The following is a 14,028-nucleotide window of genomic DNA, read 5'->3' on the forward strand; positions in this document are numbered from 1 at the left end:
TTATTCGGCTCACAATTAGAGCCGAATAAAGTGCCGTTTTCGGCTCATGTCGGTTGGGCAATTTGATAGCGGGTGTTACGTCCGCCACCGGGCAGCTTTTCGAGTAACCCCTGCTCAAGCAGGTAGGCGAGATGACGCGTGGCGGTGGCTTTACTCACTTTCGCCACTTTTTGATACTGGCTGGCGCTGATCCCGTCGCTAAATCCAGACTCGCCGCCGTCGAGCAGACGATTAAGAACCTTCAGCTGTTCCGCGCTGAGCGTATGCCGGACCGCATCGTTATGTTTCCAAAAACGACTTTTCGCCAGCGTACTGTCGATTCTGGCCAGCGCGCTCTCCAGCGTTGCATCGAGCGTTTGTAAAAACCACACCAGCCATTCGGTGATGTCTAAGCCACCTTTTTGCGTTTGCTCAATTATCTGATAATACTGATTTCGCCGCTCAAGAATCGACACCGACATGGCGTATAAACGGATGCTCTGATTATCCGCCTGGGCGAGGGCCAAATCGGTCAGTGCCCGGGTTAAACGCCCGTTGCCGTCGTCATAAGGGTGTAGGGTGACGAACCATAAATGCGCCACCGCAGCGCGCAGGATAGGATCGGCCAGCGGATCGTCGTGGCTTTGATTAAACCAGGCGATAAACGCGCCCAGGCGGGCGTCGAGTCCTTCCCGCGGAGGCGCTTCGAAATGTACCACCGGTTTATCTAAGCGGCCAGACACCACCTGCATTGGTTCGCCACCGCGTAATTTACCGGCGTTAATTGGGTGTATGGCCCACGGATCCTGTGGGAAAAGCCAGCAATGCCATTGGTGTAAACGTGCCAGCGACAGTGGCTCATGGCGGTTATCGATAGCGTCCAGCATGATCGAAGCCACGCCTTCGGAGCGTTCGGACACCGGGAACGGCGTGTCGTCGTCAACCCCCAGCCGACGGGCGAGGGAGGAGCGAACCGACTGTGCATTCAGGCGTTCATCCTCAATGGCCGACGAGGCGAGGATATTAGAGAGCAGGGCATCCAGCGTCTGACGATCTTCATCCTGCATTTCACTGCGGCCAATCAAAACCCCGGATTTTCGCTGGAGCTGGCGCAGCAAAGGCAAAACGGTCTCATCCTGCCAATAAAAAACAGGCCAGTCCGAGTGTTGCCAGATCCATTGCGTCATGATCACCTCTGAGCCGAATAGCGCGTCAATTGGCTCACATTATGAGCCGAATGTGCAGCAAAGTAAAATTGGCGTTGTTATTAAAATGTAGCGAGATGTCGCAATAAACTTGAAAGAGTGATTTGGATCACGTTAAATAACGCAGCCTTTCTTTAAATGATAATGACCCATGATTGTAAGACCCCACGAACACTGGCTGTCCCGCATTTTTGTCTGGCACGGTTCGGTGTTACCAAAGATTTTCTCCCGACTGCTGCTCAACTTCCTGCTCTCCATCACCGTGATAGCGATGCTGCCGTGGTATTCCTCACTGGGTGTGAAGCTGACGGTTGCGCCATTCAGCATCCTCGGTGTGGCGATCGCGATTTTCCTCGGCTTTCGCAATAATGCCTGCTACTCGCGCTATGTTGAAGCGCGTCAGCTCTGGGGCCAGTTGATGATTGCCTCCCGTTCGCTGCTGCGTGAAGTGAAGAATACGCTGCCACCGGACAGCGATATTGCCTCGTTCGTACGCTTGCAAATTGCCTTTGTGCACTCGCTGCGCATGCAGCTCCGGCACGTGCCGCAGGAACCAACGCTGGCGAAATATCTGACTCAGGAACAACTGTCCCAGGTGCTGGCCGTCCAGTCTCCCGCCAACCGTATTCTGTTGTTGATGGGAAACTGGCTGGCAGCTCAACGCCAGCAGGGCGCTTTATCGGACATTCTGTTCCACAGCCTGAATAATCGGCTCAACGATATGTCGGTCGTGCTGGCGGGGTGTGAGCGTATTGCAGGCACCCCGGTGCCGTTTGCGTATTCGCTGATCCTGCACCGCACGGTGTACCTGTTCTGTATCATGTTGCCCTTCGCGTTGGTGGGTGACCTGCATTACATGACGCCGTTTATCTCGGTGCTGATTTCCTACACCTTCATCTCGCTCGATGTGCTGGCCGAGGAACTTGAAGAACCGTTTGGAGTGGAAAATAACGATCTGCCGCTGGACGCTATCAGTACCGCCATCGAAATTGAACTGCTGCAAATGAACGATGAAACGAACGTTCCGGCAAAGATTCTGCCTGACAAATGCTATCAACTCACCTAAGGCAATTTCACGATTTGGTGCTTAATCGGAAGAATCTGTAGCACTGGCCGATAAGAAATCATTAAGATTTTCCCTGGATAATGGTCAACAGGCCATCAGGGGGATCTTCGTGGAAAACAAAATCATGGAAAAGAAAATAGAAACCGCCGTAAACATCATTCTGTTTTTATCCCTGTTTGCGACGGCGTGGGACTTATCTCTAGTGCGCGATTTTAGCTGGTAATGCGACGCGCAATGATGAACAAACGCGGGAACGCCAGCAGGATCTGCCCATTTTGCTGGCGAGGATAGTGCGCTTCCAGCAGCTGCAGATAACGCTGTAAAAATGCCTGCTGGCTGACGCTATCCAACGCCTGCAAATAAGGGCGCAGCCCGGTGGCGCTCAGCCAGTCAACGATAGCCTGATGCGATTCCATCGGATGAAAATAGGTCGTCCGCCAGATATCCACCTCACAGCCACTGTGGCTCAGCCAATCATAATAGTTCTGCACGCCCGCCAGCGGCGTTCTGCCCCGCGGTGGATGGCCAAGCTCATTCGCGACCTGGCGCATTGACGCATGAGAGGGTTCCTCCCAGTTATCCGGCATCTGTACCGCTAATACGCCATCTTTCGCCAATAGCGAAGCCAGATACGGGAACAGCGTCGGGTGATCGGGCACCCATTGCAGGGAAGCATTGGCATACAGCACGTCCAGCGGCTGTTCCGGCTGCCACTGACCGATATCAGCATTCACAAACTGACAGTCCGGCAGCGATTTTTGCGCTTTATCCAACATCGCGGGGGAATTATCCACGCCGACAATCGCCGCATTCGGCCAGGCGGCGCGCAGCAGTTCGGTACTGTTACCGGGGCCACAGCCCAAATCAGCGATGTCACTTGCGGAGGGTTTGGCAATGCGCGCCAGCAGCTCGGCGGCAGGGCGTGTGCGTTCTGATGCGAACTGCAAATAGAGGGAAGGGTTCCAGTCAGCCATCTTTGGTTCCTTAGCGCGGTTTCAACGGCATACAGCATAGCGCAGGGAGTAGGATTCGACAGGAAAGCGGGAGACAGTTTTGTGAAACGGGGTGTTTAACGCTGAAGAAACGACGAGCTGCGATGCAGCCCGCCGTTGTCAGGGTTTAGCCTGGATAGATCCCACGATCTTTACGCGCCAGCAGGATGCGTTCACAGGCGACGATGTACGCCGCAGTACGCAGGGAGCAGGATTTTTCTTCTGCTTTTTCCCAGACGTGAACCATCGCGTCGGTCATGATTTTGTCCATACGGGCGTTAATTTCTTCTTCGCTCCAGAAGAAACTTGCCATGTCCTGAACCCATTCGAAGTAGCTGACGGTTACGCCACCGGCGTTACACACTACGTCTGGCACTACAATAATGCCACGGCTGGCCAATACGTCATCGGCATCCGGATAAGTCGGACCGTTTGCGCCTTCGAGGATCAATTTACATTTCAGCACTTCGGCACGGTGACGAGTTATCTGACCTTCCAGCGCCGCCGGGATCAGGATGTCCATGTCAACATCCCAGAACGCATCGCTGGCGATGGTTTCAGCCCCCGGGAAGCCGGCGATCTGCTTGTGCTCAATCTGCCAGGCGGTGAGGGCATTCATGTCGATACCCATGGCGTTGAACAGCGTGGCGGTATGATCCTGAATCGCCACCACGCGCGCACCGGACGCGGAGAACAGACGGGCGGCTTCGCTACCGACGTTACCGAAACCTTGCACTGCCACACGCGCACCTTCGACGGCGATATTGGCCCGACGCGCAACTTCACGACCGCTGATCCATACCCCGCGACCGGTCGCTTTTTCACGTCCAAGCGAGCCGCCGAGGTGGATAGGTTTGCCAGTGACAACCCCGGTAATGGTGGTGCCGTGATTCATGGAGTAGGTATCCATCATCCATGCCATCACTTTACCGTTGGTGCCGACGTCCGGCGCTGGAATGTCTTTTTGTGGCCCAATAATAATGCCGATTTCGCTGGTATAGCGACGGGTCAGACGCTCAAGTTCGCCTTCTGACAGCGCAAAGGGATCGACACGGATGCCGCCTTTCGCGCCGCCGTACGGCAGATTCAGCGCCGCACATTTAATGGTCATCCAGGCAGACAACGCCATTACTTCGTTCAGATCCACATCCGGGTGGTAGCGAACACCGCCTTTGCCCGGGCCGCGGGAGAGGTTGTGCTGCACGCGGTATCCTTCGAAATGACGAATGGTGCCATCGTCCATCTGTACTGGAATATCAACAATCAGGGCGCGTTTTGGATGGCGAAGGGTATCGACCCAACGGGACAGTTCGCCAAGATGGGGCGCGACGCGCTCGATTTGTTGCAGGTAGGTGTTCCAGGCAGATGTGTTGCTATCTGAAGCGTAAGATAACTTATCCATGATGAACCTTAAGTATTGTAGGTAATATGTTCTTAATTAGCCGTGGACCATAGTGATATCGACTATGTGAGTATAAATTTAACACTATTTTAAAATTTAGCATCAGGCGAAACGCGAAAATGAGAGGTAGTGGAAGGAATTTTTAACAGCAGGATTGAATAATTATCCATTAAAAAAAGGCGCAAGAGCGCCTTTTTAAGCCTGAATCCATTCATTTTAAGTGCATAATCATCGAAAACAACTATTTCTCAGAAGTATGATGCGCCTCTAAAAGTAAATATTATGATAATGAACTGTGTTGACTTTGTTTCTCACCGTCTTGGGTGATGTTCAATATTTACGACAGCCTGACTCAGGCGTAAAGCGTGCCACCTAACGCCGCTTTTTGCCCTACAGCACCTCTATCGACAAGTTCCAAAAACGTGGCGGCGGCGCGCGCAGGGTCACGCGTGAGCTGATATTCCTTATGCGCCTGGGTGAGCGCCGCGCTCCAGGTGGCGACGAGCAACGCGGCGGCCAGCCCGGCGTCAGCATCGGGTTCGGTAAGTCCTGCGCCGAGCGCCAGTTCAGCGGCAATGCCGTTGGCCACTTCATCACGAATGGCCCGAGCCCGGGCTTTCAGGGTCTCACTGGCGTTAATCATCGCAATAAAGCCCTGGCTGTTTTCGGAGAACTGCAGGAAAGGGCGCTGCTCAGCAACCAGCCGATGCGCCAGCAGACGCAGGGATTCTATCGGTGAATCGGCCTCTTTTCTTTGGCGCAGCGCCTCTGCCAGCGTGTCACGAATTTCATCGTCTGTGGCGAAAAACATATCCTCTTTGCGCGGATAATGGTTGAACACCGTCATTCTTCCTACGTCGGCAGCCGATGCAATTTCATCGATTGTCACGTTATCGAACCCTTTTTCGGCAAACAGGTCGGAGGCTGCCCTCAAAATAGCACGGCGCGTTTCCAGCCGTTTTCTGGAACGACGGTCGAGTATGTCTGACATCATTTCTCCTTTTTACGCGACATCGGTCGATTCGGTGATCGAGACAGATTGTTGTGAAGATAACAATCTGTGAATTATTCATAGGACTCTCTGAGAAATGGGAGTATGTACTGAGCATTAAAGTATACTGAGTACGTGTTTAATCTGGGCGAAAGCTGAACGCTTGTCAACTTGCCCGGTGGTGCTGCGCTTGCGAGGGGCACATGCGCGTTTTTATCAACGCGTTATCGGGCAAAAAAGGCATTGCTTATTCATTTGTTGGCTATGTATATTTCAATTGAATAAAAAACAGAGAAATAAATATGAGCAAGAGCAAGAGCAATCACCTCGCAGACCGCATCCAACAACTGCAACCCTCCGCCATCCGTGAACTGTTAAAACACAGCAAAATGCCCGGCGTCATCTCCCTGGCCGGGGGCATTCCTTCCGCGGAATTATTTGATAAAGAAGGTCTCGCCGCCGCCACACAGCGAGTGGTTGAAGAGAGCTTCGGCGACGCATTCCAGTACGGCTTAACCGAAGGTAATGTGGATTTACGCCAGCAGCTGGTCGGCTTGTGCCAGGCGCGGGGGATAACCACCTCCGCCGATCGACTGCTGATCACTTCCGGTTCGCAACAGGCGCTGGATCTGTTGATTCGTTCCTTGGCGAATCCGGGTGACGTGTTCGTGGTCGAACGTCCAACCTACCTCGCGACCCTGCAAATTCTCAGCCTCACCGAAGCAACAGTGAAATCAGTGGGCAGCGATGCCGACGGGATGAAGGTCGATGAGCTGGAAACGCTGCTCAATACCACCCGTATCAAAGCGGTTTATATTGTGCCGACGTTCGGTAACCCGAGTGGCACCACGCTCAGCGCCGAGCGCCGTGAGAAGCTGGTGAAACTGGCGATTAAGCATGATTTCGTGATCATCGAAGATGACCCGTATGGCGCAATCAGCTTCACCGAAGAGCGTCAGAAAACGCTGTTCCAGACTGCCGCAGAGTTAGGCGACCATCACAGCGTGGTGTATACCTCGACGTTCTCTAAAATTCTGGCACCGGGTCTGCGCGTGGGCTGGATTATTTTGCCGGAATGGATGCAGCAGAAAGTGGCCATCGTCAAACAGGCGACCGATTTGCACGCTAACTCTTTCACCCAATCGTTGGTGTCGGCGTACCTGACGATGGATCGCCTCGATCCGCAAATTGCGTTGATTCGAGAAGCCTATAAGCAGAAATGCCAGGCGCTGTCGCGTTTCCTGAAAGAGGAACTCGACGATCACATTACCTTCAATCAACCGCAGGGTGGCATGTTCCTGTGGGCGCAGTTCCGCTACGATTTCGACACCACGCAGTGGCTGAAGAACACCCTGGAAAAAGGCGTGGTTTACGTGCCGGGCGAATTCTTCTTTAGCGATCGCGCCGATAAGAAAACGCTGCGTTTCTCCTATGCGACCGCCACGGAAGATCAACTGTATGAAGCGGTTAAGCGTCTGAAGTCGGCGCTATAACTTCTGTCACGTTGGCCCGGTGGCGCGATGCTACTGGGCCTGAATATTAAGTCTCGTTATTTTTATCCTCTGAGTTTAGCAAATTAGGCCCAGCTTCTTTCTCGATATGTTTCGCCAGTTTTTTACCCAGTAAGGTAATTAATGGCCCTGCGAACAGGCCGCCTAATCCAGCCATTAATAATAGCTTGTCGTCCTGCGCATTTCGGGAGAGGACAAAAATACTTAAAAGCATACCGGTGAAACAGGAAACGATCATTTGACAGATAACACCAGGAATGTCCTTAAGACTTATTGCCTTATTTCTCAGCACTATGTAGCGAACCAGACCGCCCCAGGCTGATATTCCAATAACGGCAGCTAATATTTCTTTATCCAGAAAAATGACATCTCTGAATTGTGATGCACCAACCATAATTTAACCCTCAGAAGTAGGCGATGAACAATTAACGATACGGATAAAAATACGCCTCCAATGCGTGTTCAGTACAATCAAAAAACAACACAACTCAATTTATCTAAAATTGAGGAAATAAGAGGGAAATGACGGAAGATGATTGACTGTGATGTTATGGCCGCAATAAACAGTCTTGCTGTTGGTTTTATGGGGTTTTGGAATAATGAGGTGTAAGTCCGTACGGATTGACTAACCTATACAGATGCATCTGGCGGAGTATTGCTCCATGAATGCCTCTTTGTCGCAACGCCTCATCAACACGCTCATTATTGGGCCAATCGTCTCTCTTTTGCTATGCGCAGCCTACGCCGCGCCGACCAAAGCACCACCAGCGGATGCGCTGGCGGTTAATCTGGAGGATATCCAGCAACCCTGGGTCGGGGATTTGCCGGGCATGTATGACCGACGGGTGATCCGCGTATTAACAACCTACAGCAAAACGTTCTTCTTCATCGATAAAGGGACACAGCGCGGGCTGACGCATGATCTGTTTATGGAGTTTGAGCGCGACCTGAACAAGAAACTCATGAAGCAGGAAAAGCTCACGCACCGGCATCTTCGGGTGCGAGTCCTGTTCGTGCCTGTCACGCGAGGACAACTCTTTACTGCCCTGAACGAGGGAAAGGGCGATATCATCGCGGCCAACCTGACCATTACCCCGGCGCGTCAAAAACGCGTGGCCTTCAGTGATTCGCTTTACCCTAACGCGAAGGAGCTGTTACTCACCGGACCTTTCTCACCGAAAGTTGAAAACCTGGAGCAACTCTCCGGCAAAACGGTCTTTGTCCGCTATTCCTCGAGCTATTACGAAAGTCTGGTGGCATTAAATGCGCGATTTGCAAAAGAGTCACGGCTACCGGTGACCCTGGAACCGGCACCTGAAGCGCTGGAGGATGAAGATCTGATTGAAATGCTTAACGCCGGGCTGGTCCCGATGATCGTTGTTGACAGGCACAAGGCACTCTTCTGGAAGCAGGTGTTTCCTAAAATTCAGGTTCATGAAGACATTGTGCTGCGAGATCACGCCGATATCGCCTGGGCGGTGCGCAAAGACAGTCCGCAACTCCTCGCCTTGCTGAATGGCTTTGTGAAGCAGAATAAACTCGGCAGCACCCTCGGGAATACGCTGTTAGTACGTTATCTGAAGAGTGCCAAATACGTTAAAGATGCCACCTCCGTGCAAGGGCGGAGAAAATTTTTATCGATGGTGGAAGTGTTCAGAAAATATGGCAAGCGCTACAACGTCGACTGGCTGTTGATGGTGGCGCAGGGCTATCAGGAGTCACGCCTGAATCAGTCGGTAAGAAGTCCGGTCGGGGCGATTGGGGTGATGCAGGTGATGCCGAAAACAGGCAAAGAGCTCAACGTGGGTGATATTCGTCAGCTGGAACCGAACATTAATGCCGGGGTGAAATACATGCGCTGGATGATTGACCAGTATTATGGCGATGAGCCCATGACCCCGCTGGATAAGGCACTCTTTTCATTTGCCTCCTATAATACCGGGCCCGCAAGGATTGCGCGCCTTAGAGCGGAAACTAAAAAGCGCGGCTTCGATCCTAACGTATGGTTTGGCAACGTAGAAAACCTGGCCGCCGAAAAAATCGGCGCCGAGACGGTGACCTACGTGAGCAACATTTATAAATACTACATCGCCTATCGACTGGTAATGGATGAGATCGAACGAAAACAAAAAGCCGTTAAATTGGCAGGACCACAAACGCAACCCCAACCAGAATCGGTTAAGCCATAGCCAGAGAATTTAAGTCCTTGGCCCAGGAATCAATCTGGGATCGATAGATATACGCTGCCACACGGGTGCTATAGATGTCATCTGTATATTTTATCCAGCCGAGGCAGGGGTATTCTGCCGGAGCGCTTTCTATTAAGAGTGAATGGATGTCGTCTTCCGTTAGCAGATCCATCGACGAAAACGCCTCTAAAATCCAGGATTCAAATTGTGTACGGTCCTGTAGTAAAACGGTCTTCATTTGTTCACCTAATAATTAACAACACGTAAAGGCTTCGTGAATGCTCAGCCGGGCGCATCTTAAGGCAGAGTTGATATGATGCTTTAATGATCATTTGTAACAAAGTTGCAAATAATTATATTATTCCATGAAAGCAATGGGTTGTTTTAATGTTTACAGCCTATAAATAACTATAGTTACTATTTATAGGCTAGTTATTTTTTGTGTCATTCTGTTCATATAACTGAGTAAAGATCACTTCTCTTGATTACTCCATTCACATGCCATTTGAAATGTTATTACGCCAATGACTTTATGTTTATTTTAAAATAAATATCGTGTTGCAATAACCCTTTATTTATACAGCAAACCTGCCAGGTGGTTATATTACAACTGCTTACACATGTATTTTCGTAAAAGGAATGGGAATTAGCGATATTATATTCTGAAAAATTACGCTGCCAGCGGATTTAAATTCTGGGCTACAATCAAATATTTGTTGTATCAAGTTGTTTTATAAGTATTTTTAGGTCTAATGGTAAATACTATCCAGGGTCCCTGAGCTATCTTTGCAAGGGTGTTGGCTTGTTCTATCATAGACATAGTGGAATCTTCTCAGTCTCAACAGGTTTCATTCTTGTTATTGAAACAATGCTTAACTTCACTTTATGTCATGCCTGTTATTAGCTGGCCTGTGTTATTCGCACAGGTCCAGATAGCGACGTAGACACTATCAATTGGAATAACCTCATCATGGAAAATAACGAACTATCCACCGTCGTAGAGAAAAGACTGGTTGCCAGATTTCTGGATATGTTCATCAAGCTCTGTCTTATTCTCGGACTAGGCTCTTTTTGCTTTACCATCATTTCGCCTTTCTTAAATATGCTGCTGTGGGCAGTAATTTTGGCGGTCACGCTGTATCCGCTGCATCAACGTTTTGTGGCCCGTATGGGGGGCAAACAGGGGTTAGCGGCGACGGTTCTGGTGTTGTTGGGCATTCTGCTCATTGTGGCACCGACCGTGGCGATGCTGACATCGCTGGGTGATAGCGTCAGTGGCCTGATCGTTAATGTCAGTCATCATAATCTGGTGATCCCGGCACCGCCGGAAGGCATTGCCTCTATTCCATTAGTCGGTAAAAAACTGTACGCGGTCTGGCATCAGGCCTCGGTCGATTTACCCGGCCTGATTCAAAGTTATCGCCCGCAGCTCGGGGCGATCACCAAAACCGTGGTTGCGGTGATGGCCAGTATGGGCGGCGGGTTAATTGGCTTCGTATTTTCCTTTATCGTGGCCGGGATCGTAATGGCCTGGGGCGGGCCGGGTGCTCGCAGTGCCGAACGCATCGCGGTGCGTATTACCGATGAACGCCGGGGCGTGAATTTGACCAAACTGTGTACCAGCACCATTCGTGCGGTGGCGATGGGGGTTATCGGGGTGGCCTTTATTCAGGCATTGTTGGCGGGGGTTGTGATGGCGATTGCGGGCATTCCGGCAGTCGGCATCTTCTTTGTCCTGGCGCTGATCCTCGGTATCGCGCAGATACCGGTCCTGCTTGTCACGGCTCCAGCTATCGTCATCATGTGGATGACGGGCGACCACGGTTTGGTCATGAATATCGTGTTCACCGTGTTGCTGGTTGTGGCCGGTATGGTCGATAACGTGCTTAAGCCGCTGCTGTTAGGACGCGGGGTCGATGCGCCTATGCCAGTGGTCCTGATCGGCGCGCTCGGCGGCATGGCGGCCAGCGGTATCCTCGGGATGTTCGTCGGGGCGACGTTGCTCTCCATCGGTTATCGCATCTTTATGGCCTGGGTTGACCAAGGCCCAGATGGCCTGGCGGCAAGCGAAAATGCTCAATGACGACCACTTTGGGCGCTTCCTGATAACAGGGGGCGCCTGCCTGGTGCTGACGGCCTGCACAACACTTGGACCGGACTACAAAACGCCGCAGGTCCCGGAGATGAATCAGTGGCAGCCGACGACCAAAAGCAGTGCCTCTACCCCGACGCTGCAAAATTATGACCAGTGGTGGACCCAACTCAACGATCCGACGCTGACCATGCTTATCAATGAAGCGCTGCGTAAAAACCCGGATGTGAAGATTGCTGGACTGCGCATTCTGGAATCACGTGCTCAATTGGGCATTGCTGAAAGTTTACTCGGTCCGCAGGCCACTATCGGCAGCGGGGAAGTCATCACCGGCGGCCAGCAGCGGAATAATCGCTATATTTCGAGCACCAACTATGGCGCAGGATTCAATCTCGGTTGGGAGCTCGATTTTTGGGGCAAATTTCAACGCGGCGTGGAGTCTGCCGATGCGAGTTACTTCGCGACACTTGCCCAGTATGACGATATTCAGGTGTTGATGGCCGCCCAGGTGGCACAGCTCTATGTCAATATCCGCACCCTGGAAGCGCGGTTACAAATCACCCGCAGCAACGCCAAAATTCAGCGACGTAGCCTCGAAATCACCGAGAAACTGTTCCTCAGCGGCAACAGCGCGGAGCTTGATGTCCAGCAGGCGAAAACGCAATACCTGTCGACGCTCTCCAGCATTCCACAGCTGGAAACCAGCTTGAATCAAAGTCAGAACGCGCTTAGCGTGTTGCTGGCGCGTAAACCCGGCCCGCTGCCAGAGATGACGAGCAACACCGGCGTTATCCCGCAAGGTACGCTGGCGATGGTGTCTGAAGTCCCTGCGGATTTGCTACGCCGTCGGCCTGATATACGGATGGCCGAGCGGCAGCTGGCGGCGCAATCAGCGCTGATCGGCGTCGCTGAAAGCGAACTGTATCCCTCGATTTCACTGATTGGCAGCGTGGGAATTAGCGCTCGAAATGGCGGGAGTAGCAGCCTGTCGTGGGCAGCAGGCCCGACCTTCAGTTGGAATTTACTGGATCAAGGGCGGCTGGGTAATCAGGTGCTGGTTCAGGATGCGCGTTTTTTGCAACTGCATGAACGCTACCGGGATGCCGTGTTCCAGGCCGCGCGCGAAGTGGACGATGCGGCGGTTGCCTATGCCAATGACAAAGACGAAATCGCGCTCCTGACTCAAACAGGTGACGCGGCGAATCGTTCGCTGGCGATTGCCAATACGCAGTATCGCGAAGGGATGGCCGATTTCCAGCGGGTGCTGGATTCACAACGTGCCTTATTTAATCAGCAGGAGCGGCTGGTCAACAGTCGTGGTGCCCAAATGCGCGACCTGATAACGCTGTATAAAGCGCTCGGAGGCGGGTGGGAAAAAGGACGGGAACGACCGTTGGTTGACCCACAAACTGACGCGCATTTGCGCGAACGGGATAACTGGAAGCCTCTGCTTGATACCCCATTACCTGCCGCCACCCATCATAAAGAAGGGACCCAGCCATGACCGAATCCTCATCCCCGGCGGGGCAAGCCAGTCGTCGCGGAGTGTTGAGTCTTCTCGCCGTAATAGTGGTGCTGCTCTGTTGGTATCTCGCTGCCGACAGGTTGACGCCTTATACCTCTCAGGCTCGAGTCCAGGCGTTTGTGATCCCCATTTCTGCCGAAGTGGCAGGGCAAATCCAGAAAGTGTATGTCAAGGATAACCAGCGGGTTAAGCCCGGCGATCGCTTGTTCGAACTGGATCCTGAACCGTATGACATTGCATTGGCCAAAGCGCGGTCGGACTACGACACGGTGCTCAGTTCAGTCAACGCCAACAATGAAACTATTGCCGCAGCCAAAGCCGGTTTAGACGCCGCGACTGCGGCTTACCAGAATGCCGCCAAGGACGCCGACCGCCAGGAGCGGCTGTATCGGGAAGATCCCGGTACGATTTCGGTGCGTCGTCTTGAAGTGGCGCAGGCCACGCGGGAAACCGCCCGCAGCCAGATGACGGCCGCCGCCGCCGATCTGCGCCGTGCCACCGCGGCCAACGGCGTTGCCGGGGATAATAACTCGCAGCTTCTGAGCGCGCGTTCGGCGGTACACAAAGCCGAACTGGATCGCAAAAACACGCTGATCGTCGCGACCACTCGCGGCCTGGTGACGGATTTGCAGACTGATATCGGTCAGTTTCTCGGGGCCGGGGCGCCGGTGATGACGCTGGTGTCGATCAACGACGTCTGGATTAGCGCCGATATGACAGAAAACAATATCGGCAATATTAAGCCGGGCGATGACGTCGCTATTCTGCTCGATAGTCAGCCCGGTCATATTTTTAAAGGGCAGGTGAGCAGTATCGGGTATGGCGTGAGTGCCTCGTCAAACCCGCCTGCGGGGAGCTTGCCGACCATCGACAACAATCGTGATTGGCTGCGTCAGGCGCAGCGCTTCCCGGTCAAAGTGACATTCTCAAAAGAGGATGCCCCCCCGGTTGAAAGCCTGCGGGTCGGCGGGCAGGCGGATGTGCTGGTCTACGCCAATGGCAGCGGCCTGATGAGCGTCCTGGGCAGCCTCTATATTCGCCTGATGAGCGGGTTCTCGTATCTCTATTAAGGTGGC

The 14,028-nt window shown here is 52.7% G+C and carries 11 protein-coding genes; 6 read left to right on the plus strand and 5 right to left on the minus strand.

Translation table 11 applies throughout. The annotated features are described in order from the left end of the window. Positions 1-44: 44 nt before the first annotated feature. Complete coding sequence (locus ACG0Z5_RS01045) at positions 45-1,169, minus strand: Fic family protein (RefSeq protein ID WP_394445062.1); 1,125 nt, start codon at positions 1,167-1,169, stop codon at positions 45-47. A gap of 166 nt (positions 1,170-1,335) precedes the next feature. Between ACG0Z5_RS01045 and ACG0Z5_RS01050 the strand changes: the two genes are divergently transcribed. Beyond that, positions 1,336-2,250 (plus strand): bestrophin family protein, encoded by a 915-nt coding sequence (locus ACG0Z5_RS01050; protein ID WP_394444899.1) that lies wholly within the window; start codon positions 1,336-1,338, stop codon positions 2,248-2,250. A gap of 212 nt (positions 2,251-2,462) precedes the next feature. Here the strand turns inward: ACG0Z5_RS01050 and tam are convergent, their stop codons facing one another. The 3 genes from tam to ACG0Z5_RS01065 all read right to left on the minus strand — a co-directional run bounded on the left by tam (position 2,463) and on the right by ACG0Z5_RS01065 (position 5,638). Continuing rightward, a complete protein-coding gene (tam, locus tag ACG0Z5_RS01055; RefSeq protein WP_394444900.1) occupies positions 2,463-3,224 on the minus strand; it encodes a trans-aconitate 2-methyltransferase in 762 nt (253 codons plus the stop codon). 145 nt (positions 3,225-3,369) lie between these two features. Continuing rightward, positions 3,370-4,644 carry a Glu/Leu/Phe/Val family dehydrogenase gene (locus tag ACG0Z5_RS01060; RefSeq protein ID WP_394444901.1) on the minus strand — a complete coding sequence of 425 codons (1,275 nt, stop codon included), beginning with the start codon at positions 4,642-4,644 and terminating at the stop codon, positions 3,370-3,372. Positions 4,645-4,996: 352 nt separating this feature from the next. Next, a complete protein-coding gene (locus tag ACG0Z5_RS01065) occupies positions 4,997-5,638 on the minus strand; it encodes a TetR/AcrR family transcriptional regulator (protein WP_394444902.1) in 642 nt (213 codons plus the stop codon). 299 nt (positions 5,639-5,937) lie between these two features. On the opposite strand from ACG0Z5_RS01065, the gene ACG0Z5_RS01070 reads away from it, so the two are divergent. Further along, on the plus strand, positions 5,938-7,128 hold the full coding sequence (locus tag ACG0Z5_RS01070; protein WP_394444903.1) for a PLP-dependent aminotransferase family protein: 1,191 nt from the start codon (positions 5,938-5,940) through the stop codon (positions 7,126-7,128). A 46-nt stretch (positions 7,129-7,174) separates the two neighbouring features. On the opposite strand, the gene ACG0Z5_RS01075 is transcribed toward ACG0Z5_RS01070, so the two are convergent. After that, on the minus strand, positions 7,175-7,540 hold the full coding sequence (locus ACG0Z5_RS01075) for a phage holin family protein (protein WP_394444904.1): 366 nt from the start codon (positions 7,538-7,540) through the stop codon (positions 7,175-7,177). A gap of 268 nt (positions 7,541-7,808) precedes the next feature. Between ACG0Z5_RS01075 and ACG0Z5_RS01080 the strand changes: the two genes are divergently transcribed. The 4 genes from ACG0Z5_RS01080 (at position 7,809) to ACG0Z5_RS01095 (ending at position 14,022) form a co-directional block, all read left to right on the plus strand. Further along, positions 7,809-9,335 carry a transglycosylase SLT domain-containing protein gene (locus tag ACG0Z5_RS01080; protein WP_394444905.1) on the plus strand — a complete coding sequence of 509 codons (1,527 nt, stop codon included), beginning with the start codon at positions 7,809-7,811 and terminating at the stop codon, positions 9,333-9,335. A 970-nt stretch (positions 9,336-10,305) separates the two neighbouring features. Continuing rightward, positions 10,306-11,418 (plus strand): AI-2E family transporter, encoded by a 1,113-nt coding sequence (locus tag ACG0Z5_RS01085; protein ID WP_394444906.1) that lies wholly within the window; start codon positions 10,306-10,308, stop codon positions 11,416-11,418. Further along, a complete protein-coding gene (locus tag ACG0Z5_RS01090; protein ID WP_394444907.1) occupies positions 11,387-12,931 on the plus strand; it encodes an efflux transporter outer membrane subunit in 1,545 nt (514 codons plus the stop codon). The genes ACG0Z5_RS01085 and ACG0Z5_RS01090 overlap by 32 nt, the downstream gene beginning before the upstream one ends. Further along, a complete protein-coding gene (locus ACG0Z5_RS01095; protein WP_394444908.1) occupies positions 12,928-14,022 on the plus strand; it encodes an HlyD family secretion protein in 1,095 nt (364 codons plus the stop codon). The genes ACG0Z5_RS01090 and ACG0Z5_RS01095 overlap by 4 nt, the downstream gene beginning before the upstream one ends. The last annotated feature ends 6 nt before the right edge of the window (positions 14,023-14,028 follow it).

The sequence above is a fragment of the Scandinavium sp. M-37 genome, assembly GCF_043558715.1.
In the GTDB taxonomy this organism is placed as follows: domain Bacteria; phylum Pseudomonadota; class Gammaproteobacteria; order Enterobacterales; family Enterobacteriaceae; genus Scandinavium; species Scandinavium vulneris_A.